This is a genomic window from Nocardioides caeni (assembly GCF_004912195.1).
GTDB lineage: Bacteria > Actinomycetota > Actinomycetes > Propionibacteriales > Nocardioidaceae > Nocardioides > Nocardioides caeni.
This window is the reverse complement of record NZ_STGW01000001.1, coordinates 195,556-218,811: the sequence shown is the minus strand read 5'-3', so window position 1 is coordinate 218,811 and position 23,256 is coordinate 195,556. Positions and strand designations below refer to the sequence as shown.

Sequence of the window (23,256 nt, the reverse complement as noted above, 5' to 3'; positions counted from 1 at the left end):
CGTCAGCCGACCGCGGCCTCGGCCTCCTCGATCAGGTCCTTCACGACATCGATCGAGCGGATTCGGCCACTGGTGACGGTGGTGCCCTCATCCGACTGGAGGGCGGTCGGGATGCCGATCAGCTCTCCGTCGTTGTTGACGGCCATGCCACCGGAGTTGCCGGGCGCGATGCGGGCATCGGTGTCGAGCTCCGAGCGCGGGCCGAGCTCGGGAATGTTGAGCACCGTCGAGATGACTCCCGTGGTCACGGTGATCGACGCCCCCGAGCCCGCCACCGCCGGGAAGCCGAGGACCGTGACGTCGTCGCCCGCCCTCAGGTCGTCGGAGTCGCCGACCTCGACGGCCGGCAGGTCCAGGTCGCCGTCGAGGTCGCTGCCGTCGGCGTTGGCATAGATCTGGACGACCGCCGCGTCGAGGTGGCCGTCAGCCGCGACCACCCGCGCGCGGAACGCCGGCGGAGCGTTGGTGTCGGTCATCCCGTCGGTCAGCGAGATCAACAGGTACTCGGGATTGGCGATCTGCGGCCCGCCGTACTGCTCGTAGAGGCCCTCGGCCTCCGGCTCGGCGACATGGGCGTTGGTGAGGATCAGCCCGTCGGAGCTGATGATCGACCCGGAGCCGTGGTATTCGCCGATCGAGGACGGGTCGTCGATGTAGTGCGTCTCCGCGGTGATCTTCACCGTCGCGGCCTTCGCTGCGTCCAGCTCGGCGTCGGACAGGAAGCCCATGGAGTCCGTCCCGGGAGACGGCGGGTGTGTGCCGTCGGGACCGGGCGCGGTGCCCTCGGAGCTGGACCCGCTCGTACGACGGTCGCCGTCGTCGTCCCGACCGATCAGCCAGGCACCAGCCACCGCCCCGCCGATCAGGGTGAGGACGGCAGCGACCACGCCGACGACCACGAGGCGCCGGCCCCAGCGACGACGGGCGATCCGCCGCTCCTCCTCGGCCGCCGACAGGATCGGCACCAGGATCAGCTCGGGGCCTGCCACCGGATGGCCGAGCCGGAGACTGGTCCGCTCGTCGAAGGCGCGGTGCACGACGCGTCGTCCGTCGAGGAAAGAGTTCTCGTTGGAGAGATTGGTGAAGCTCCAACCGCCGGGGTGCGCGTCGATCCGGCCGTGGATGCGCGAGCACGCCGGGTCGCTGATCACCACGGTGCAGTCACTCCGGCGGCCGACGGTGACCTGGGCGGGGTGGCGGAACCGGTGCTCGCGGCCCTCGGCGACCACCAGCAGGTCGGGGCCCGTGCGCGGGGGTGGTGGACCGCTGGGTCCGGGCTGCCCGACCGGACCCGGCGACGCGATGGCGGCCAGGACCTGGGTGGCCTCGTTGCCGTCGATCGGGGGTGGCACGACGGAGCCACCCGGCGGCCGTGCTCCCGCCGCGGGCGGCGCCTGGGGCACAGGAGGCAGGGCCGCAGGGACCGGCGGTGGGCCTGACAACGGCGCCGGCGGCAGGCCGGGTGGGGTCGCCGGAGCCGCACCCGGGGGCGCGAAGCGCTCACTGCCCGGCGCCGCCGCTGCTGGCAGGGGCGGTGGCGAGAGCGGGGGCACGGGAGCGTCCGGCGCACCGGCGCGGCGCGGCGCGACCGCCGTGTGGTCGGGCCGCGGCGCCTCCCCGCCCGGCGTGACCGGCCGCGGGACCGACGTCGGCTCGTCGAGCAGTCCGTCGGGCATGGGCGCGAGCGGCGCCGGGACGGACGGCGTGGCCGACGCGTCGTCGTACTGCTCGGCGGGGATGACCGTGAGCGTCGCGCCGGCCGCCGGCGGACCACAGCGCACCTCGACCCGCTGCTCGATGGGGTGCTCGGTGATCCGCTGCTCGTCGACGAACGTCCCGAATTGGCTGCCCGCGTCGATCAGGGTCCACACGCCGTCGACGGAGCGGATCTCGGCGTGGCGTCGCGACACCGAGCCCGCGGTCAACACGATGTCGGCCTCGATCGCCCGCCCGATGTGGAACGCGGATCGGCCCTCGAGGCGCAGGACCCGGCCGTCGACCTCGACCACGAGCGCGGACACTCCGCTCACCCCACGACGCTGGTCACGGGCGACGACGGTGCCGGCGGCGTCGGCTGTCGGACCTGCACGGTGGCGTTGCGGATCTGGATCCGAGCGCCGTTGACGAGCTCGATCGTCCGGTCCGGCTCCAGCAGGAAGTGCTGACCGCCCGGATAGGTCACGGGCCAGGAGAAGTCGGAGTCGTTGTGCAGGCCCCAGCGCTCACGCGCCTCAGGGTGCTGACGCACCCGTGCGAGCGGCGTCGGCTGATCGACCCCCGAGGTCAGGTGGTCGGAGCGGATGGCCGTCTGCGGCCCGACCGCCAGCGTGCGGCGGCCGATCTGCAGGAGATAGGGCGGGGTGAACTCGGTCTGGTCCTGCCAGCAGGTGAGGCTGGCGTCGCCCTGGCTCCAGAAGTTCGTGGTGCCGCAGGTGGGACAGGCGAGCATCCCGTCGCGCAACCGGTCCATCGCCTTGATCCACTGGCCCTCGGTCACGCGGGCACCCGGGTTGTCCATCCCGTCGACGAAGGCCTGGGTGAACAGGTCACGCAGGAACTTCGGGTAGATGTTCCAGTACTGCTGCACGATCGTCGCGGGGCGGTTCTCGGCGCGGGAGGGGTGCATGCAGAAGAGCGGGTCGGTGCCGAAGTGGGTCATCAGCCAGTGCGCGTCGCGCATCCCGGCATCCGTGCGTGCTCCCTCGAGCGGGTGCCCGAGGAAGAGGGAGTAGAAGAGCAGGACCGCCAGCGAGTGCCGGTCGGTGTCGGTGTTGGGCAGGGTCCGGTAGGTCGTGTCGCGCACGACCTCGGGCGCCATGAAGTACGGCGTGCCGAGCACTCGGCCGGTCCCGTTGTCGATGCCGACGTTGTCGTTGTCGCAGATCAGCACGTCCCCGTTGGACGGATCGAAGAAGACGTTGCCGAAGGAGATGTCCCGGTAGCACAGGCCGCGCGCGTGCAGTCGAAGGAAGCTGTAGCTCAGCTGCCGGCACAGCTCGATGATCGACGCGAAGGAGACGTCGAGGGGCCGACCGTCGCGATCGGCGTTGAGGAGGAGGTAGCTCAGCTCGAGGAAGCGCTGGTGACGCAGGTGCATGACGTAGCCGAAGCTCGCCTCAGCGCCGACCCGGGCCATGCTCAGCGGCCACAGGAAGCGCTGGTGCGGCGAGCCGATCTCGACGAGCTGCTGCATCTCGTCGTACTGCTGCGCGGTCGCGCTCTCGGGCTTGTACCACTTCAGCGCCAGCGGCTCGCCCGAGTCACGACGGACCTCGAAGACGTAGCCCTGACCGCCCTGACCGAGCAGGGAGGTCACCCGGGCGCGTCCCAACGGTCCGAGGTCGACCTCGACGCCCTCTGGAAGAACCATGGGTGTGCCAGACCTCCGTGTGATGACCTGCGGTGTCGTTGTCGCTGTGCCGGGACTGCGTGACAATCTATAGCCTCCACAGGTTCCGGCAGGTTGAAACGCGGACCCAGCCACCGAGGACCGATAGCGTGGACACCGCAACCACCGCTTCCCCCGCACCATCGCAAGGAGGGCTGAGATGAGTGATCGCCTCGGCGGCGCACTCGCCCGCAAGCCACTGCACTTCATCTTCGTCCTGGACGTCTCCGGATCGATGATGCGCGGGGGCCGCATCCAGGCCCTCAACAACGCGATCACCGAGGTCCTGCCACACCTGAAGGACGAGGCACGCGCCAATCCGCACGCCGAGCTGCTGATCCGAGTGCTCGCCTTCGCCAACGACCCCGCCTGGATCATCGAGGAGCCGACTCCCGTCGATCAGGTCCACTGGACCCGTCTGGAGGCGGTCCCGCGCGGCTTCACCGAGCTCGGCAGCGCGCTGCAGACACTCGCCGGGGCGCTCGACCACCTCGACGAGAGCAGCAGCGCCTTCCCGCCGGCGATCATCCTGGTCTCCGACGGCCGCCCCACGCAGAGCAGTGGAGTCACGTTCTCCGAGGGACTTCAGTCGCTGCTCAACAACCGGTGGGGAGCGACCGCCGTGCGGCTCGCCCTCGGCGTCGGCCGGGACGCCGACATGCACTCCCTGCGCCGCTTCATCGGCGACGAGGACGTGCCCCTGCTCCGAGCGGACAACCCGGAGCAGCTCGTCGAATACATCGTCTGGGCCTCGAAGGCCGCCAGCAAGGTCGCGTCCCGACCGGTCGTCGGTCCGGCCACCGGTCTCAACGCGGCGCCCCCGAGCCCGATCGGTGACCCGATCTGGAGCTCCCTGGCATGACCACCCGCCCACCGGGCGATCGGCCCGGGCGGACGCCCGCGACGTGGACGGCGCTGTCGGCGTCGACGATCGGGTCGGTCCACGTCCGTGACGAGCTCCCACTTCAGGATGCCGTGCTGACCTGGACCGATCCGTCCACGGGGCGTGCCGTGATGGCCGTCGCGGACGGCCATGGTCACAAGCTGCACTTCCGCAGCGACACGGGCGCGGCTCTCGCCGTGATCAGCGCCGTCGAGGAGCTGCGGCGGACACTGCCCCGCCTGGCCGACCTCGCCCCCGGTGCCGGCACCGGCGAGGTGGCCACCGACGAGGCACGCGTCCAGGCGGTGCACGCCCTGCTGCGCGAAACGGGAAGCGCCCTCGTCGCCACGTGGACCGAGAAGGTCGGCCACCACCTGGCGGCCCATCCCTACTCGGCCACCGAGGTGGAGTCCGGCGCGGCCGACGACCGGCTCCGCGCCTACGGCGCCACGATCCTGGCGACCGCCGCCGTCGGCGACCTCATGGTCTTCCTGCAGATCGGCGACGGTGACTCCGTGGTGGTCTCCTCCGACGGCGAGGCCGCGCGTCCCCTGCCGGAGGATCCCGACCTCGACGGACTGCACACCACGTCCCTGTGCCAGGCCGACCCGGTCGCGGCACTCCGCGTCGCCGCACTGGACGCCCGCGGCGACAGGGTGGCCCTCGCCTTCCTGTGCTCCGACGGCTTCAGCCGGCCGCGGGTCGACGCCGACGGCTGGTGGCGCGAGACCGGCCAGCAACTGCTGGACTTCAGCCGCCAGCGCGGGCTGACCTGGGTCAAGGAGCAGTTGCCGGACTGGCTGGCCGAGCCCGCCCGCGTCGGCGGCGACGACACCACCATGGCGCTGCTCATCCGCTCCGACGTCACGGGGATCTCGCGCCCCGACCTCGCCGACACGATCCCCACGCCGGACACGACCCCGCGCGCGCCCCAGCCCGATCAGCCGGACGCGCCCGACGAGTGGTCGGCGACGGACGAGGAGCCGTTCGATCTCGACGCGGCACCCGACACCGTCCCGACGCCGGCACCCGGATCCGGCTGAGCCGCCCAGCGCGCAGAGATCAGGCCGGGGTCACTCCTCGCTGGGCCACCAGTCCTCGACGAGCTTGAGCTTGCCGTCGAAGCTCCATGCGATGCCGTAGCAGAAGCACTGCGCCTCGTTCCAGTCCCAGTAGACGGTCGCGGTCGTTCCCTCGGCGTTGAGGTAGCCGTAATAGGCACCCTCCGTCCTGCCCTCGCCGAAGCGCCACGGGCCCCCACCGCCCTGGGTGGAGGCGGCGTCGTACTCACCCTTGTAGTAGGCCCGCTGCTTGCGGAGACCCTCACGGGTGGTGAAGCGGCCCACGCTCACGACGACGCCGTCGACATCCGCCGTGCAGTTGTCCTCCTCCGACTCGCCGTCGAAGTAGGTGTGGCTGCGGGTGCAGCCGGCGATGTCCATGTTGATGCCGATGAACTCGCGCAGCTTCTCGTTGCCGGGCCCGCTCGGGACGCTCACGCGAGGCGACGCGTCGTCGAAGAGCGCGCGCACGGTGTCGAACTCGGCGCCTCCCTCGCCCCGGATCGTCGCGGACTGGAGGGCCGCGGTGCTGTCCCAGTAGACGAGGGCGGCGTCGTTGCTGCCCGCGGGCTCCGGGTCGAACGTGTAGAGAGCGGATGCGTCCTCGACCTGGGTGATGGTGCCGGCTCGGTAGTCGAGCCGGGTCTCGCGCGCGTTGGTGAAGGCCGCTTCGTCCGACCAGGTGACGAGCTGAAGGGTGGCAGCGTCGAGGGTGCAGTCGACGACCTCGGACTGTCCCGACGTGGGCGTGCCCGCCTCGCACTCCCCCGCACCGGTGCTGATGCCGGCCGCCAGGGCGTCGTACCGCTCGTCGATCGCGTCGGGCTCGACGTCGACCGTCGCCTCGGTGGCGCTCGGTGAGGCCTTGTCCCCGTCGTCGTCGGCGCTGGGGTCGTCACCACCGCCGGCGATGAGGACGACAGCGACGATGGCTCCGGCGATCACGACGACGACGGCAACGGCCGCGGCGACCCACACCGCCACCGACCGCTTCCTCGGCGGCGGAAAGCCGCGGGACGGGACCGAGGAGTAGGGCGCCCCCGGGATGCCGACGCCCGGCGGGGCCGTGGTGACGCCCTGCTGCGGCACCTGCGGCCACGAGGTGGGTGGCGACTGCATCGGTGGCTGCTGCACCAGTGGCTGCTGGACCGGCGGCCAGGACGGTGGGGGCGACTGCACCGGCGGCGCGGTGGTCGGCGGCGGACGATGCGTGCCCGGCGCGCGCTGGGACCGGTAGCGAAGGACGACCGCCTCCGGCACCTTCCCGACGGCGAAGCCCAGCACCGCGGCGGCCCAGCTCGCCGAGACCCGGTCGTCTCCCCCGCGTTCGCGGGCGAGACGGGCACCCGTCTCCTCGACGGCGCGGTCCGGGGTGGCTCCACCCGACAACAGGTCGTCCAGGCTGGTGAGGACGTCGAACCGAACCGCGTCGACGAGCAGGTTGATCTCACCCGTGGTCGCCTGGTCCTCCTCGAGCACGTCGTCGAGGACACCGCGGAAGCCGGCTGAGTCCTGCATCATGCCGGGTCCGTGCGCCGTCACCAGCTCGCGCAGGGCGTCGTGCAGCTCCACGGGGGCCTCAGATGCCGAGGGCCGAGGCGCGCTCTGCCACCTCGGCCGCGGTGCGCGGGCGCGCTCCGACGTCGGTCGACAGGCACGCCTCGATCAGCTCCCGCGCGGCGGGAGGCAGGTCGTCGGCCAGGGTGGGCTGGGACCCGAGGATCGAACGGACCAGCAACAGCGGCTCGGTGCCGCGCAGCTCGCCGTAGACGCCCTTGCCGCTGATCGCGAAGTGCAGGGACGCCCCCAACGACCAGATGTCGCTGGCGCGCGAGGCCTGCGCGCCGAGCATGATCGCCGGGTCGGTGAACTCCAGGCCGATCTGCCCCAGACCCGTGGTCACCATCCCCGGGGACAGCAGCTGGGACAGGCCGAGGTCCGCGAGCCGCCCGCCGTCCTCGGCCAGCAGGATGTTGGCGGGCTTGATGTCACGGTGTGCGATGCCCCGCTCGTGCAGCGCGTGCGCGGCCAGGGCCGCGTCGCGCACGGCCGCGACCCGGGCGCTGGTGTCGATCTCGACGTTCGGCTTCTCGAGCGAGCCCAGCGGCAGGAACTCCATCGCGTAGTAGAACGCGCCGCCGTGGCGTCCGGCGTCATAGACGGCGACGAGGCGGTCGGAGTCGGCGACGCTGAAGTGCTTGAGCTCGCGCGTCGCACGGCGGAACGCGTCGTCGGAGGTCGGTCCGGCGATCACCTTGACCACGACCTCGGCAGCGGGGACACCCAGGCGCGACGGGGCCTTCGACAGGTAGTTCGTGCCGTAGTTCGACTCGCCCAGGGGGCGGACGAACTCGTAATCAGCGATTCCCTGCACTCGATCCTCCGTGACTGTCGGTGCCGACACCCGGCCGGGGACCAGCATGTCACGGGCGGACGGACTCCACACCCGGAAACACCGCCGGACCGCGACCGTGACCGCCTGGCGTCGATCCACCGATCCACGGCCTGGCGAACGGCACCAGACAGGTCCGGTGAAACCCTCCCAATCAGGACCGGGATGGTGCAAGGATTCACTGAAACGCACATCGGGTAGCGGGTGTAGCGTTCCGACGCCCCGAGCGACCGAGGAGAGGCACCTTGATCGATCCCTCCGCAGCATCGGTGGTGCCCACCACCGACCCGTCGACGTACCTGCCGGCACAGCAGATCACGGGTGATCTCAACGACCAGCTGCTCCAGTCGGACTTCTGGACCGACGAGATGGTGGCAGCGGCCGGCATCCCGATCGTCGACATCCCGTTCGTGACGATCGGCGGCGGCATCGGCAGCTTCGTGACGCTCGACTATCTCCGGATCGCCGGCGTGCCGACCTCGCAGATGCGGGTGCTGAGCACGCTGGACTTCGCGTGGCAGACCTACGAGTACCTGACCCGGGTCTCCCAGGTGCCCCGGCCCGAGCGGATCCGCTCGGACTCGGCGTCGCGACCCGACAACATCTGGGGCTTCCCGTCCTACGGCTTCGCCGAGGGCGTGCGAAAGCTCGACCCGAAGGTGCTGTGGGGGCTCTTCAGCGAGCCGATCTTCGCCGACTACTACACACCGAAGGCCGGCAACGTCTTCGAGCAGCTCGAGCGCGAGGCCAAGCGGATCGGCTACGACGAGAGGCTGGTCAAGGGCCTCGTCCGGATCGTGCGACGCCGCTACGGCGGTGGCTACTTCACGATCCTGACGCCGCCCGAGGGAGCCTCGGCGACCAAACGCGTCGCGTTCCGATCACAGTACGTCCACGTGGCCGTGGGCTATCCCGGCCTGAAGTTCCTGCCCGAGCTGCAGCGCTACCGGACCGAGAACAACGACTACCGGCACATCGTCAACGCCTACGAGGCCCACGAGCACGTCTATGAGCGTCTGGTCCAGCACCCCAGCACGGTGCTGGTGCGCGGCGGCGGCATCGTCGCGTCCCGCATCCTCCAACGCCTGATGGACGACCGCGAGAAGTTCGGCGCGCAGACCAACATCGTGCACCTCTTCCGCACCTACATCACCGGCACCAACGACGGCTACGGCAACGAGGCCGACCCGCGCCCCGGTGGCGGCAGGACGCGGGTGTTCATGCGGCGACGTGGCGGCAACGGCTGGGCGTACCAGGGCTTCAACTACCCCAAGTCGGTGTGGGGCGGTCAGCTCAAGGCCCAGGTGCGTCAGCTGGAGGGCGAGCAGCGCGCCGAGCTCTACAAGCGGATGGGCGGCACCAACACGCCGTGGCGCAAGAGCTGGCAGCGCCAGATGAACCAGGGCCGTCGCGAGGGTTGGTACAACTGCGTCGTCGGCACCGTCGACGACATGCAGCCCAACGGCGAGCGGATCGTCAACCAGATCCGGACCGCGCAGGGCGTCGTACCGGTCGAGGTCGACTTCGTCATCGACTGCACCGGACTGGAGGCGGACATCGCCGAGCACCGGCTGCTCAAGGATCTGCTCGAGCACGGTGGTGCGAGCCGCAACCCGGTCGGCCGGCTCAACGTCGACCGCAACTTCGAGCTGATCGGCACCACGTCGGGCACCGGCGCGATGTATGCCTCCGGTGCCACGACCCTCGGCGGCTACTTCCCCGGTGTCGACACCTTCCTCGGCCTCCAGGTGGCGGCCCAGGAGATCTACGGCGACCTCGCCAAACGCGGCTTCTGCAAACGGCTCGGTCCCGTCCGGTCGACGACCCAGTGGTGGAAGTGGCTGGCCGGGAGCGCGCCGTGACCGCCGCTCCCCCGCTGCACGCCCCCACCCGACCGACCGCCCCGGGAGACTGCTGATGTTGCCCACCCTCAACGGCCGGATCCAGACCAGGATCTTCATGCTCGTCGTCTTCGGCGGCGTCATCACCTTTCTCATCACCCCGCTGCTCCCGGGCAACGACGACGTGGACCTCGGTTTCGACGGCGACAGCTACCAGGCCACGTACCTGATCCTGCTGACCACGCTCGTGCTGGGCATCGTGTGGGAGCTGATCTACCACGGCATCCAGCAGTTCCGCTGGGAGAAGGACTGGCCGACGATGTTCGGCCTGATCACGATCGTCAACGAGGCGGCGCTGGTCTGGCTGCTCGTCGACATCGGCGCCGTTCCCGGCATCGAGGAGGACTCCGTCCCGTTCTGGGCCTTCTTCATCGACTTCTCCGTGATCTGGTTCGTGATCTGGGTCTGGACCAACGGCCCGATGCGCGTGCCCTTCATCCGCTGGCGCTTCTTCGGTGGAAGGATCGTGTGACCATGCCCCTCACCTCTGCAGACGACTGGTCCCGAGCCACCGTGGTGCCCGGCCCCGGCGAGGGCACTCTCGCCCGGGTCGGCCCGGTCGCCCTCCTCGTCGGATCCACCGACCCCACGGCGGTCAAGCCGTATCTCGAGCACGCCCAGATGGTGGCCGCCAACGGGGGTCAGGGCCGCCAGCTGGTGCGCGGCTACGCGCTGATGCTGTCCACGGCCGTCGACCAGTCACCGGGCTTCGCCGCGCTCGCTCCGCACTCGACCGGTCTCGCCGTGTTCGTCGACGGTGACGTGACGGTGACGGTCGACGGCGAGCAGATCTCGGGAGCCGACTCGCTCGCCTGGGTGGAGCGCCTGATCCCATGGCCCGTCTCCTCGGTGACCGTCACGCTGCCCCTCACCGCAGCGCCGACCGACGACTCGCCCTATCGCCTCGACGGCGGTGTCGTGCCCGCGGGGTCCTTCACGGTGCCCGCGAACAGCCCACTGATGAAGGCACCGACCATGGCGCCCGACACGGCCGAACCGGCCATGGCAGAGGCCATGTCCGGTGACGCCATGATCGACGACAGCAGCGGGTCGACGGACGAGATGGCGGTGCCAGCGACCCCCGTCCCTCCGGCGCCGCCTGCGCCGGAGGTCGTCGCCGACATCCCCGAAGCCGCGGCACACGCCCACGACGACGGGCACGTGCACGACGCGCCCCCGCCCGTCCCGTCCGGACGCCCCCTGCCTCCCCCAGTGGCCGACGAGCACGTCAGCTTCCAGTCGGTGCTGATGTCCGACGTGGACGACGACATCGACGACTTCGAGCCCCTCCCGATCGTCGAGCACGCCGAGCAGGTCATGGACGACGCGGCGCAGGAGATGGTCCGAGGCGTCTACTGCAAGAACCGGCACTTCAACGACCCGCGAGTGCTGTTCTGCGGCATCTGCGGCATCAACATGGTGCAGCAGACGCCGGTCCTCGTCAGCGGCGTGCGACCTCCGCTCGGCGTCATCGTGCTCGACGACGGGTCAGTCTTCCAGCTCGACACGGCCTACCTGCTGGGCCGCGACCCGGGCGCGGACTCCCGGATCACCTCCGGTGAGTTCCGGCCGCTCCCGATCATCGACCAGTCCAACCAGGTCTCACGGGTCCACGCCCGGCTGGAGATGCGTGGCTGGGACGTCGTGCTGATCGACAACAACTCGACCAACGGGACCTTCGTGCACGTGCCGAAGACGCCTGACTGGGTGCGGATGCCGCCCGGCACCGAGCAGGTCCTGGTCCAGGGCACACGGGTACGCATCGGCCACCGCACGCTGGCGTTCAACACGCACGCCGGCGCCAGCAGCTGAGCTCAGCCTGGAATCAGCCCCGTGCGGTCGTCGCCCCCAGCTCCACAGCGGCGAAGTCGACGGGTGCGGCGTCGAGCTCGGCGCGGACCCGGATGACGGCAGCGCCGCTGAGTCCCGCGACCTCGATCGGCGGCGCCGCGAGCGGTCCGTCCTCGGGCGTCCCGTCCAGCAGCGGGATGCCGCGCTCCTGCAGCTGGGAGCGCACACCGGCCGGCCGTCGGCCATCACCGCGGACCTCGAGCGACACACCTCGGGCCACCGCCAGGCGGGCACCCAGCAGCACCGCGGCGTCACCGTTGCCGTCCCCCGTCCAGTGCGCCACGACCCGGGCATCGACGTCCGGCGCCGCCGCTCCAGCGGCCACGATGACGACCGGGGACTCGTTCGCTGCCCGCACGGCCTCCTCGGCCGGGTCGTCCGACCACACGACCAGTCCCTGGGGCTGCAGGACGTCGACCAACTCCAGGAGGTCGCCTTCGACGTCACCGCTCGGGTGGGCGATCACGCGGACCGGGATGCCGATCTCCTCACCGCGGCGGACCAGGACCTGCTGTCGGCCCATGGCCTCGGCCATCTCGGCCAGGTCGAGCGACATGCCGCTGCCGACCTCCAGCGCACGTCCCTGCAAGGTGATCTCAGCGACGACGATCTCCGCCGGTCGCGCGCCAGCCAGGGCTGCGGCGGCCACGTCGAGGAGCACCTGGTTGTCGTGCCCGTCCCGAGCGAGCACGAGGACCCGATCGACCGCCTCCTCGCCGAGTGCCGCCCGCTCCGCCTCGGCGATGTCGCGGGCCACACGACGCCGGGGATAGGCGAGGTTCAGCAAGGGCCCGGTCATGATGGTCGTGACCAGGGCCATCACCACCATCATCGTGAACAACTCGTCGCTCAGCAGGTGGAGCTCCTTGCCGACGGTGAGGATGACGATCTCAGTGAGACCCCGGGTGTTCATCAGGATGCCCAGTGAGTTGGCCTGCCAGTGCGGCACTCCGGCCGAGCGCGCACCCAGGTAGGCGCCGACGTACTTGCCGACGATGGCCACCGCGAGGATCGCGACCAGCTGCAGGAAGTTCTCCCCACTCAGGCCACGGATGTCGACTCCCAGCCCGGCGACCAGGAAGAACACCGGCAGCAGCAGGAGGACCGATATCTGCTCGAGCCGCACGAGGATCTCGTGGCGCAGCTGCGCTGCGTCCTCATGCGGAAGGATGGCACCGAAGAGGAAGGCGCCGAAGATGAAGTGCACCCCGAGGTACTCGGTGGCTGCGGAGAACAGCAGGATGCCGACGAGCACGATCGAGAGGATCGAGGGAGTCAGCTCCCCGGCCTTCCGGTACATCGATGTCAGTCGGGTCAGCACCGGGCGCACGACGAAGATCGCCACCAGCGCGAACGGGATCGCGAGGTAGATGATCCAGTCCGGCCCATGGCCGTGACCCTCGCCTCCGGCGACACCGATCACGACCGCCAGCATGGTCCAGGCCAGGACGTCGTCGGTCGCGGCGCAGGCCAGCGCGAGGCCGCCGGTCTCGGTGCGGTGCATCCGGCGGTCGGTCAGGATCCGGGCGAGCACGGGGAACGCCGTGATCGACATCGCTGCGCCGATGAAGAGGGCGAAGGGCACCACGTCGGCGCCCGCGAACCGCAGGTCCTTGAGCGCCAGCGCCAGGAAGAAGCCCATGGTGAAGGGCAGCAGGATCGATGCGATCGAGACCGAGGCAGCCACCCGGCCCCGCCCCTTCACCAGCGACACGTCGAGCTCGAGCCCGACGACGAACATGAAGAGGACCAGCCCGATGCTCGCCAGCAGCTGCAGGTAAGGCTGGGTGTCGAGCGGGAAGAGCTGCTCGCTCAGATCGGCTCCGAGCAGGCTCGGGCCGAGCAGCACGCCGGCGATGATCTCGCCGACGACGGGCGGGATCCCCACCCGACCGGCTGCCAGACCAGCCAGACGGGCCACGACGATGATCAGGGCCAACTGGGCCAGGATCACGGTGATGTCGTACACAGGCGCACCTCTCTCGACGGCCGACTGGGCTGAGCCTATTGGTTGCCCGTCAGGGGTGAGGACCAATCGGTCAGGTGGTGTCCCAACGGAACAGCTTCGCCGCCAGCGCCGTGATGACGACGGCGAAGGCGGCGAGGATCAGCAGCGGGACGACGGCGCTGCCCGGCCCCTGCCCCCGCACCATCACGTCCAGCATCCCCTCGTTGAGGTGCTTGAGGGGAAGGAGGTCCGAGAACCGCTGCAGCCAGGTGGGCGCGCCGTCCAGCGGGAAGAAGGAGCCGCTGAGGAAGGCCATGGGCAGGACCAGGAAGTTGGCGAGGTTGACCGCACCCTCCACCGTCTTGGCCACGGCTCCCGCGAAGAGCCCGACGGCCATGAAGCACAGGGTGCCGACAACCACCAGGGGGAGCGACATCCACCACGAGCCGGTGAGCTGCAGGCCGAACGCCGCCGCTGCGAGGCCGACGAAGACGGCGAGCTGGACCAGCGCGATCGTGAGGGTCACGGCGATGCGCGCCGCGACCACCGTGCCGGTGCCGACCGGGGCGAGCTGGAGCCGGCGCAGAAGCTTGGACTGTCGCCAACCCTGGAGGGTCGCGGCTGCACCGAATGCCGCACTCATCGCGATCGCCCAACCCAGGAGGCCCGGGGTGACGAACTGGATCGTGGTGAGCGAGTCGTCCTCGACGGCGGCGCTGGACAGGGAGAAGCGGGGCGGCTCGCCGCTCAGCGCCACGTTGGTGCCGTCGACCAGCGCCCGGAGAGTGCCCTGGGTGATGGCGGCCTTCACCTGTTCGGTCTGCGTGTAGTGGGCGATCAGCTCGTCGCCGCGCTGCTCGAGCACCACGTCGGCATCGCCCTTGCGAACCTCTTCGATCGCGGCGGCCAGGTCGTCGGACCTGGTGACCTCGAAGGTGTCCTCGAAGGCCTCCCGAGCCCCGTCGGGCAGCTCATCGACGAGCGCGACGTCCCCCACCTGCACCAGGTCGACCTTCGACTGGTCCTGGCTGGAGAACAGGCCGCCGAAGAGCACCAGGAACATCAGCGGGAAGATCACGGCGAAGAAGACGGAGGCCTTGTCCCGCAGGAAGCCCCGAAGGATCGCGACGGACAGCGCCCAGAACGCCGAGCGGTGATAGCTCATGCGCGATACTCCCGTCCGGTCAGGGAGAGGAAGACGTCCTCCAGCGTGCCGGTCTGGACCCGCACACCGTCCAGACGGCGCGAGGTGGCGAGTTCGGCGAGGACGGTCGACGGGTCACGTGTCACCAAAACGATCCCGTCCAGGTCGTCGTGCTCCACCTCGGCGACACCCGGGAGCTCCAGCGCTGCGGCATGGTCCAGCACTCCCGGCGCCACGGTGATGCGTGCGGGCGCGTCCAACCCACGGACCAGCGAGGCCGGGGTGTCGAGCACCAGCACCCGGCCGCGATCCATCACCGCGACGCGGTCGCACAGCGCCTCGGCCTCGTCCATGTGGTGGGTCGTCAGGACCACGGTCCGTCCCGCATCGTTGATCGACGACAGCAGGTCCCACAGGTTGCGCCGCGCCTGCGGGTCGAGCGCTGAGGTCGGCTCGTCGAGGAACACGAGCTCGGGATCATGGACGAGCGCGCAGGCGATCGAGAGTCGCTGGGCCTGGCCTCCCGAGAGGTCCTCGACCCGGGTCGAGATCTTGTCGACCAGTCCGACCCGTTCGAGCCACTCGTCGGCGGGCGCCCTGCCGACGCCGTAGAGACTGGCGAAGGTGTGGATCTGCTCACGGACCGTGAGCCGCTCGAAGAACGACGAGGCCTGGAGCTGGACGCCGATCCGTGCCTGCAGCCCGCCATTGCGAGGCCACACCGCCTCGCCGAGGACCCGCACCTCACCACCGTCGGGGCGACGCAGCCCCTCGATCATCTCCAGCAGCGTCGTCTTGCCCGCACCGTTGGGGCCGAGCACCCCGACGAACTCTCCCTCGCCGACCTCGAGATCGACGTGATCGACCGCTGTCAGGTCGCCATAGGTCTTGATCAGCCCCCGCGCCAGGATGGCCGTCACGACAGCAGGCCACGCACCACGCGCAGACCCACCGACACCTTCGCGATGTCGGCGGGCTCCTCGCGACACACGGCGGCGAGGGCCGTCATCGCCTGACCCACGTCGCCGCCGGCCTCGGACTCCCAGTCCGCGACCCGTCGCTCGGCGGCGGTCATCGCCTCCTCGCCCGAGACATCGGCCGTCTGGTCCTCCGCTGGCGGGGAGTCCACCGTCGCCGCGAAGACCTGCGCGGTCAGCTGGGCGTGGACGCCGTGCAGGTCGTCACGCAGGGCGGCGCGCGCCATCGTCTGCCACTGGTCGGCCCGGGGCAGGTCCACGATCTGTTGGTGCAGCGCGGACAGTCCGAGCCTTTCGCCGAGGGCGAAGTGCACCCGCGCGACGTCGGCTGGCGGGAGCTCCAGGCGTGTGGCGATCTCGACCACGTTGAGCAACGAGTAGGCCACGTCGTAGGTCGCCACCCTCGCCGCGAGGTCCTCCGGCACCCCCTGGCCCTCGAACGTGCGCCGGCGCGCCTCGTAGGCGTGCAGCTCGGAGCCGCTGAGGAGTTCGGGCAGCTCGAGCATCGTCGACTGCACCGGCTCTGCGAACATCTCGACCGTGCCGTGGCTGTCCAGCGGCGCCCGCCGGTTGGTCACCAGCCATCGCGACGCCCGCTCGACCAGGGTGCGCATCTCGACCCGCATCCGTGTCTGGACCGCGGCGTCGAGCTGGTTGTCGTACTGCTCCAGCTCCTTGCGCAGTGCCAGCGATCCGAAGATCTCGCGAGCGACGAAGTTGGCCCGGGTCAGCTCAGCCGGGCTGGCGCCAGTCTCCCCCGCGAGCCGCGGCCAGTAGGTCATGCCGGCGCCGTTGACCAGGTCGTTGACGACCTGGGTGACGATGATCTCGCGCCGCAGCGGATGGGCCGCGACCTGCTGGCGGAACCGCTCCTGGACCGGCGTCGGGAAGTACGACACGAGATCCAGCGTGAGGTAGGGATCCTCCGGCAGGTCGGTGGCCAGGAGCTCGTCGGCCAGAACGATCTTGGTGTAGGCCATCAGCACCGCCAGCTCGGGCATCGTCAGCGCTCCCTGCGACTCGAGTCGGCGCTGGACCTCTCGGGTCGCCGGCAGCGCCTCGAGCTCGCGGTCCAGCAGGCCCTCGCGCTCGAGATGACGCATCCACTGCTCGTGCACGTGAAGCAGCGACGGTGCGTTGCGGGCCGCATTGGCCAGCGCGAGGTTCTGGTCATAGTTGTCCCGCAGCACCAGGTCCGCGACCTCGTCGGTCATCGACGCGAGGAGCTCGTTGCGCTGCTTGCCCGTCAGGTCACCGTCACGAACGATCTGGTCGAGCAGGATCTTGAGGTTCACCTCGTGGTCGGAGGTGTCCACGCCCGCCGAGTTGTCGATGAAGTCGGTGTTGATGCGGCCGCCGGCACCGTTGACGGGGTCGGCGTACTCGATCCGTCCACGCTGGGTGAAGCCGAGGTTTCCGCCCTCGCCGACGCACCGCACCCGCAGCTGACCGCCGTTGACGCGGATCGCGTCGTTCGCCTTGTCCCCGGCATCGGCGTTGGTCTCGGTCGCCGCCTTCACGTAGGTGCCGATGCCGCCGTTCCACAGCAGGTCTGCGGGGGCGAGCAGGATCGCCTTCATCAGCTCGGCCGGTGTCATCTGCTCGACGTGCCCGGCGATGCCGAGGGAGGCGCGGATGTGGGCGTTGACGGGGATCGACTTGGCGCTGCGCGGGAAGACGCCGCCACCCTCGGAGATCAACGCGGTGTCGTAGTCCTGCCAGCTCGAACGCGGCAGGTCGAAGAGACGACGTCGCTCGGCGTACGACGTCGCGGCGTCCGGCTCCGGGTCGATGAAGATGTCGCGGTGGTCGAAGGCCGCCACCAGTCGGATGTGCTCCGAGCAGAGCATGCCGTTGCCGAAGACGTCGCCCGACATGTCGCCGATGCCGACGACCGTGATGTCCTCGGCCTGGCAGTCGATGCCCATCTCGCGGAAGTGTCGCCGGACCGAGACCCAGGCACCCTTGGCGGTGATGCCCATCGCCTTGTGGTCGTAGCCCACCGAGCCGCCGCTGGCGAAGGCATCGCCCAGCCAGAAGCCGTAGTCACCCGCGACCCCGTTGGCGATGTCGGAGAAGGTCGCCGTGCCCTTGTCGGCGGCCACCACCAGGTAGGAGTCGTCGCCGTCGTGCCGGACCACTCGCTCGGGGGGCACCGTCTCACCGGCGACGAGGTTGTCGGTCACGTCCAGCAGCCCACGGATGAAGGTCTTGTAGCAGGCCACGCCCTCCGCCAGCCAGGCCTCGCGATCGCTCGCGTCCGGCAGCTGCTTGGCGTAGAAGCCGCCCTTGGCCCCGACCGGCACGATCACGGTGTTCTTGACCATCTGGGCCTTGACCAGGCCGAGGATCTCGGTGCGGAAGTCGTCGCGGCGGTCCGACCATCGCAGGCCGCCTCGAGCGACCGAGCCGAACCGGAGGTGCACCCCCTCCACCCGCGGCGAGTAGACGAAGATCTCGAACTTCGGGCGCGGCTCGGGGAGGTCGGGGATCGCGGACGGCTCGAGCTTGAGCGAGAGGTAGTCCTTCACCTCGTGGGCGGCCGTGCCCGATGCTCCACCGACCTGGAAGTAGTTGGTGCGCAGGGTCGCCTCGATGTGGGTGAGGTAGGCCCGGAGGATGCGGTCGTGGTCGAGGCTGACGACGTCGTCCAGCGCAGCCTTGATCCGTCCGACGAGGTCGGTCCGCCGAGCTTCGCGGTCATGATCGAGGTCCGGGTCGAAGCGCGCCTCGAACAGCCCGACCAGCAGCCGGGCCAGGTCGACGTTGTCGACCAGCGCCTGCTCGATGGAGTCGATGGCAAACGGACTGTTGCCCTGCTTCATGTACTTGGCGTAGGCGCGCAGCAGCAGGGCCTGCCGCCAGGTCAGCCGCGCGCGCAGGACGAGGCGGTTGAACCCGTCGATCTCGGTCTGCCCGTCCCACATCGCGCGCAGCGCGTCGGCGAAGAGATCGCGGGCGTGGTCGGGCAGGGCACCGCCGTAGCGCAGGCCGAAGTCGTAGATGTGCGTGCGCCGCGGCACGCCGGCCAGCATGTAGGGCCGCTCGTCGACGACCTCGACCCCCATCGAGGACAACATCGGGAGGACCCCGCTCAAGGAGAGCGGCTCCCCGATGCGGAAGACCTTCAGACGAGCCTCGCCGTCGTCGGCGTCGACCTCGGAGTAGAGCGACTGGTCCAGACCCTGCTCGCCCTCGATGCCCTCGATGCGGGCGAGGTCGACCGCCGCGGTGCGCGGGCCGAAGTCCTCCTTGTAGGCCTCGGGGAAGGCGTCGACGTAGCGACGTCCGAGCAACGAGCCCGCCTCCTCGCCGTATTCGGCGATGACGGCCTGGAGGAAGTCCTCCTGCCACGACCGGGACGCCTCGACCAGTCGTCGCTCCAGGTCCGAGGTGTCGATGTCGTCCGGGACCAGCTCGCCCTTCGGCAGGTGGACGACGAAGTGCACCCGCGCAGTCATCGACTCGTTGATGCTGACGTTGAACTCGATGTCGTCCGCGGTGATCCGCCCTCGACCGATCTGGTCGACCAGGATGCGCACGAACTTGTGCCGGACGCTGGTGTTGTAGCGGTCGCGCGGGAGATAGACCAGCACGGACAGGTAGCGGGCATAGGTGTCGCGGCGGATGAACATCCGCACCGCCCGGCGCTCGCGCGCCTGCATCGCCGCCTCGACGATCGGGGTCAGCTCCTCGACCGGCGTGTGGAACAGCTCGTCGCGCGGATAGGTCTCGAGGGTGTCGAGGAGCGCGGCCCCGTCGTGGCTGCGGGCGTCGAGCCCACTGCGGGCGATCACCTCGGCGACCTTGTCGCGCAGCAGCGGGATGTGCTGCACCGACTCCGTGTAGGCGGCGCTGGAGAGCAACCCGAGGAAGCGCCGCTCCCCCACGACCTCACCGTCGGGACCGAAGGTCTTCACGCTGACGTAGTCGAGATAGGCGGGCGATGGACGGTCGAACGCGAATTGGCCTTTGCCAGCACCAGCAGCGTCTTCTCCCGCGCCTTGGCACGCACCGCCTCCGGCAGGCGTCCGAAGGCCACCGAGGAGTCGGCCTCGCCGGGCGCCTCGCGCAGGATGCCCAGCCCCGTGCCCGGAACGGCACGCAGCACATCCTCCTCGCCCGTCCCGCCCTCGATCGGCGCGCGATCGAGGACGTACTCGCGATAGCCGAGGAAGGTGAAGTGCTCGTCAGCCAGCCAGGTCAGCAGCTCGGCGGCGCGCCGGACCTCGGCCGGCTCCAACGGCGGCGGCGCCGAGCTCGTGCCGGCGACGATGTCGGCGACCTGCTCGTGCATCCGCGACCAGTCCTCCACGGCAGCACGGACGTCACCGAGCACGCGATGGCACTCGGCGGCGACGCGCTCGGCCTCGTCGTCATCGCCGAGGCGACCGACCTCGAGGTGCATCCACGACTCGCGGACGGCTCCGTCGGGCGCCTCGATCGATCCCGCCGCCACGGGCGCGGCGGACTCGAGGTGGCCGGCCGCGTCCCGTCGTACGTCGAACGTGGGGTGGACGACCGTGCGCACGTCGTGCAGCAGACGGGACAACACCATCGTGATGGAGTCGACGAGGAAGGGCATGTCCTCGACGACGATCTGCACGACCGAGTGTCCGGCCGCCGACCAGCCGTGCTCGGCGACGGTTGGCGTGTAGACGCGCACCCGGCCCGTCCCCGGCGGTCGCTCGAGGGCGAGATGATGATGCGCAGCGAAGGCGCCGTAGACGTCGACGTCGCTGCGGATCGCGAGGTCGTCCGTCGAGACGTGGCGATAGTAGGCCCGCAGGAGCGCTGGCAGGTCCGCCCGCGGTGGCCCCCCGCTTCCCTTGGCGGGGCCGGCCGCAGCCGCGGCCTGCTCGAAGATCCGGTCCCTGTCGGCACCGGGGGTCGCGGGCTGGAGCGTCGTCGTTGACACGCCACGACACTAGCGCTTCGACATGGGGTGGCAACCGCCATCCGCGAGTTCGTGCGACATGATGTCACCATGGACTACCGCCGTGAGCTGAGGTACGACGCTGCCCCGGCCGACGTGTTCGCGATGCTCGCCGATCCCTCCTTCCGGGAGAAGGTCGGTGCCGCTCAGGACGTGGTGTCGATGGACGTGACTGTCACGCCGAAGGGCGCAGGGGCCAGCATCCTGATCGACCAGGTGCAGAACACCGCCGGTCTCCCGGCCATCGCCAAGAAGATCGCCGGTGACACCACCCGCGCTCTCGTGCGCGAGGAGTGGTCGGGACCGACCTCGGCGTCGATCGAGATCACCGCGCCCGGCAAGCCGACCCGGGCGAGCGGGACCGTCACCGTCGTGGCCGACGGCGGCGGCACCCGCTATGTCCAGGAGCTCGAGGTCACCGTGAAGGTGCCGCTCATCGCGGGCAAGCTGGAGAAGCTCATGGCGGACAACATCGACGCGGGACTGACGGTCGAGCACACCGTCGGGGTCGCCTGGCTCAACGGAGAACGCTGACATGCCCACCCGACTGGTGCACACCATGACCTACGACGCGCCGGCGATCGAGGTCGCCGCCATGCTGTCCGACCCGACCTTCCGCGAGCAGGTGTGCCGCAACCAGCGCGCCACCCGCTTCGCGGTCGAGATCGAGGGCAACGTGGATGCGAAGGCGGTCCGCATCGAGATGGACCAGCCGACGGACCGTGTGCCGGCCTTCGCCCAGAAGATCGTCGGTGCGACGACCACGATCGTGCAGACCGAGACGTGGTCGAGCCCGACCAACGCCACCGTGCTGGTGGGCATCCCCGGCAAGCCGGGCGAGATGCGGGGCACCGCGACTCTCGTCGAGGCGGACGGCGTCACGACGGAGACCGTCGAGCTCGAGATCACCGTCAAGATCCCACTGGTCGCCGGCAAGATCGAGCAGTTGTTGGCCAAGCTGCTCGGCAGCGCCCTGCGCGCCGAGGAGCGCACCGGCAAGGAGTGGCTCGCGGCGGACTGACTACTCGCCGTCGTTCCGCTCCGGGCTGCTCCCGGAGCGGGTCTCGGCCCGCTTGCGCAGGGCGATCACGATGCCGAGCACGACGAACGGCCCGAAGGCGAGCACCATCGTCGCCGCCTGCTCGACGGGATGAAGCGCCCCGAGATGGAGCGGGGTCACGCCTTCGGTCCCGGACGCGGCGGCGACTTGCGCGCCGACCGCTGCGTCGCCTTGGCAACGACCTTCCCGGTCACCGAACCCTTCGTCGCGCGCCGGCCCCGAGGGGCACGGTCGCGGCCCTCGGCGGAGATCTCGAGGAGCTCGTCGAGTGCTTCCCCGATGCAGGTGCCGAACAGCTCGGCGTCGGGGATCCAGTCGCGGTCGGCCGTGATGCCGTAGAACACGCCGCCGTCGTACGACGTCACGCCGATCGCCAGCGGGTGGCCGGCCGTCAGCGGCGGCACGGGATAGCTGGCGAGCATCCGGGCGCCGGCGGCATAGAGCGGTGCCTGCGGTCCGGGCACGTTGGTGACCGAGAGCTGGTAGCCGCGCCGCAGCTCGTCGGACGCCACCCGCGAGCCGATGGCGTGGAAGGTGGTCGGCGCGAAGCCGGCGATGCCGGCGAGCCGGTTGGCCGCGACGCTGCGCCCGGTGTCCTTGTGCGCCTGGAACGAGTAGGAGACCTGGTGCAGCCGGACGGCCGGGCTCGGCTCGCCGATCGGGAGGTCGACGAAGTGGGCGGCAATCTGGGAGCCGAGCGACGTGGCTTCCAGCTCCTCGTCGATGACCGACACCGGCACGAGTGCGCGGACCTGGCGCAGCCCGCCCATCGACTCCGCCCGCGTCATCAGCCAGGCGCGGAGCGCGCCGGTCAGCGTCGCGAGGATGACGTCGTTGATCGTGCCGCCGTGGGCCTCGCGGACGCGGCGGTAGTCGGCCAGGCAGGTCTCGACCGTCACGACGCGGCGCTGCTGGGACAGCGGTCCGTTGATCACGCCCTTGGTGCGGGGGCGTCGGCCGGTCGCGGCGCGGGCGAACGAGCGGGCCCGGCCGGTGCGGCGATCGGCCTCACGCGCGAACGCGCGCGACCCCGTCCGCACCGTGTCGAGGAGCTCTCCGGGGTCGGTGAGGTTGCCGCGGACGGCGTCGGCCAGCAGCCGAGCAGGGTTGGGGGTCCGCCTGGGGGCCCAGTCGTCGGGCTCCAGCTCGCGCGTCTCGGGCTGCAGGTCGAGCAGCAACTGGCCGAGGTCGACGGTGTGCACGCCGTCGACCAGCGCCTGGTGGGTCTTGGTGAGCAGCGCGACGCGGCCGCCCTCGAGACCCTCGACGAAGTAGATCTCCCACAGCGGCCTGCTGCGGTCGAGCGGCCGGGACACGATGCGGGCAACCAGCTCCCGCAGCTGGGCGGCCGTGCCCGGGCGCGGCAGCGCGGAGCGGCGCACGTGGAAGGCGAGGTCGAAGTTCTCGTCGTCGACCCACAGCGGTGCGGCGAGGTGGCCGGGCACCGCCTGCAGGCGCTGGCGGTAGCGCGGGACGAAGGCGATCCGGTCGCGGATGAGGTTCAGCAGGGCCGCGTGGTCGAGCGCATCCTCGCCCTCACCGGGATCGAAGATCTCGATGGTGGCGTTGTGCAGCGGTGTCTCCGGCGACTCGTCCTCGAGGAACATCAGGTCGCGCGGCCGCACCCGATCAACCACGTCTCTCTCCAGCCTCTGCGACGGCCCCTGCAGTGGGACGACCCGCCCCATCCGGTCGCCTTGGGGGCACCGTGAGAT

General features: G+C 70.3%; 18 protein-coding genes. 7 read left to right on the top strand and 11 right to left on the bottom strand.

Features of this window, described 5'->3' with window-relative positions:
• Window positions 1-2: 2 nt before the first annotated feature.
• Window positions 3-2,030, bottom strand: coding sequence for an FHA domain-containing protein (locus E9934_RS20400; RefSeq protein ID WP_136560980.1), 2,028 nt, complete (start codon window positions 2,028-2,030; stop codon window positions 3-5).
• Window positions 2,027-3,370 (bottom strand): protein kinase domain-containing protein, encoded by a 1,344-nt coding sequence (locus tag E9934_RS01075; RefSeq protein ID WP_158294883.1) that lies wholly within the window; start codon window positions 3,368-3,370, stop codon window positions 2,027-2,029. Before E9934_RS01075 ends, E9934_RS20400 begins: the two co-directional genes overlap by 4 nt.
• A 178-nt stretch (window positions 3,371-3,548) precedes the next feature.
• Here E9934_RS01075 and E9934_RS01070 point away from each other — a divergent pair, with 178 nt between their 5' ends.
• Together E9934_RS01070 and E9934_RS01065 are read left to right on the top strand one after the other, a co-directional pair.
• Window positions 3,549-4,250 carry a vWA domain-containing protein gene (locus tag E9934_RS01070; protein WP_136560978.1) on the top strand — a complete coding sequence of 234 codons (702 nt, stop codon included), beginning with the start codon at window positions 3,549-3,551 and terminating at the stop codon, window positions 4,248-4,250.
• Window positions 4,247-5,314: a protein phosphatase 2C domain-containing protein gene (locus tag E9934_RS01065; RefSeq protein WP_136560977.1), complete on the top strand. Its 1,068-nt coding sequence runs from the start codon at window positions 4,247-4,249 to the stop codon at window positions 5,312-5,314. The genes E9934_RS01070 and E9934_RS01065 overlap by 4 nt, the downstream gene beginning before the upstream one ends.
• 30 nt (window positions 5,315-5,344) lie before the next feature.
• Here E9934_RS01065 and E9934_RS01060 read toward each other — a convergent pair whose 3' ends face one another.
• Together E9934_RS01060 and E9934_RS01055 are read right to left on the bottom strand one after the other, a co-directional pair.
• A complete protein-coding gene (locus E9934_RS01060) occupies window positions 5,345-6,904 on the bottom strand; it encodes a hypothetical protein (RefSeq protein ID WP_136560976.1) in 1,560 nt (519 codons plus the stop codon).
• 7 nt (window positions 6,905-6,911) lie between these two features.
• Window positions 6,912-7,706 (bottom strand): protein kinase domain-containing protein, encoded by a 795-nt coding sequence (locus E9934_RS01055; RefSeq protein ID WP_136560975.1) that lies wholly within the window; start codon window positions 7,704-7,706, stop codon window positions 6,912-6,914.
• 263 nt (window positions 7,707-7,969) lie between these two features.
• Between E9934_RS01055 and E9934_RS01050 the strand changes: the two genes are divergently transcribed.
• Genes E9934_RS01050 through E9934_RS01040 form a run of 3 tightly spaced genes read left to right on the top strand, consistent with a single transcriptional unit; the run spans window position 7,970 to window position 11,437 of the window.
• A complete protein-coding gene (locus E9934_RS01050) occupies window positions 7,970-9,586 on the top strand; it encodes an FAD/NAD(P)-binding protein (RefSeq protein ID WP_202977143.1) in 1,617 nt (538 codons plus the stop codon).
• A 55-nt stretch (window positions 9,587-9,641) separates the two neighbouring features.
• Window positions 9,642-10,097 (top strand): hypothetical protein, encoded by a 456-nt coding sequence (locus tag E9934_RS01045; protein WP_136560974.1) that lies wholly within the window; start codon window positions 9,642-9,644, stop codon window positions 10,095-10,097.
• Between the two features lie 2 nt (window positions 10,098-10,099).
• Window positions 10,100-11,437, top strand: a complete 1,338-nt coding sequence (locus E9934_RS01040) for an FHA domain-containing protein (protein ID WP_136560973.1) — start codon at window positions 10,100-10,102, stop codon at window positions 11,435-11,437.
• A 13-nt stretch (window positions 11,438-11,450) separates the two neighbouring features.
• On the opposite strand, the gene E9934_RS01035 is transcribed toward E9934_RS01040, so the two are convergent.
• From E9934_RS01035 to E9934_RS20525, 5 genes are all read right to left on the bottom strand, one after another.
• Complete coding sequence (locus E9934_RS01035) at window positions 11,451-13,445, bottom strand: cation:proton antiporter (protein ID WP_158294882.1); 1,995 nt, start codon at window positions 13,443-13,445, stop codon at window positions 11,451-11,453.
• Between the two features lie 70 nt (window positions 13,446-13,515).
• Window positions 13,516-14,589 (bottom strand): ABC transporter permease, encoded by a 1,074-nt coding sequence (locus tag E9934_RS01030; protein WP_136560971.1) that lies wholly within the window; start codon window positions 14,587-14,589, stop codon window positions 13,516-13,518.
• Window positions 14,586-15,488, bottom strand: coding sequence for an ABC transporter ATP-binding protein (locus E9934_RS01025; protein WP_136560970.1), 903 nt, complete (start codon window positions 15,486-15,488; stop codon window positions 14,586-14,588). Before E9934_RS01025 ends, E9934_RS01030 begins: the two co-directional genes overlap by 4 nt.
• Window positions 15,485-19,465, bottom strand: coding sequence for an NAD-glutamate dehydrogenase (locus tag E9934_RS01020; RefSeq protein ID WP_338036658.1), 3,981 nt, complete (start codon window positions 19,463-19,465; stop codon window positions 15,485-15,487). Before E9934_RS01020 ends, E9934_RS01025 begins: the two co-directional genes overlap by 4 nt.
• The gene (locus tag E9934_RS20525) at window positions 19,462-20,463 is read right to left on the bottom strand and encodes a hypothetical protein (RefSeq protein ID WP_338036657.1); all 1,002 of its coding nucleotides are present in this window, start codon (window positions 20,461-20,463) and stop codon (window positions 19,462-19,464) included. Before E9934_RS20525 ends, E9934_RS01020 begins: the two co-directional genes overlap by 4 nt.
• A gap of 69 nt (window positions 20,464-20,532) precedes the next feature.
• Between E9934_RS20525 and E9934_RS01015 the strand changes: the two genes are divergently transcribed.
• Entirely contained in the window at window positions 20,533-21,015 is a 483-nt protein-coding gene (locus tag E9934_RS01015) for a DUF2505 domain-containing protein (RefSeq protein ID WP_136560969.1), read from the top strand.
• Between the two features lies 1 nt (window position 21,016).
• Complete coding sequence (locus E9934_RS01010) at window positions 21,017-21,502, top strand: DUF2505 domain-containing protein (RefSeq protein ID WP_136560968.1); 486 nt, start codon at window positions 21,017-21,019, stop codon at window positions 21,500-21,502.
• On the opposite strand, the gene E9934_RS19440 is transcribed toward E9934_RS01010, so the two are convergent.
• Together E9934_RS19440 and E9934_RS01005 are read right to left on the bottom strand one after the other, a co-directional pair.
• Window positions 21,503-21,661 carry a hypothetical protein gene (locus tag E9934_RS19440; RefSeq protein WP_158294881.1) on the bottom strand — a complete coding sequence of 53 codons (159 nt, stop codon included), beginning with the start codon at window positions 21,659-21,661 and terminating at the stop codon, window positions 21,503-21,505. It abuts the gene before it with no gap.
• Window positions 21,658-23,178: a WS/DGAT/MGAT family O-acyltransferase gene (locus tag E9934_RS01005; RefSeq protein WP_136560967.1), complete on the bottom strand. Its 1,521-nt coding sequence runs from the start codon at window positions 23,176-23,178 to the stop codon at window positions 21,658-21,660. The genes E9934_RS19440 and E9934_RS01005 overlap by 4 nt, the downstream gene beginning before the upstream one ends.
• Window positions 23,179-23,256 lie beyond the last annotated feature (78 nt).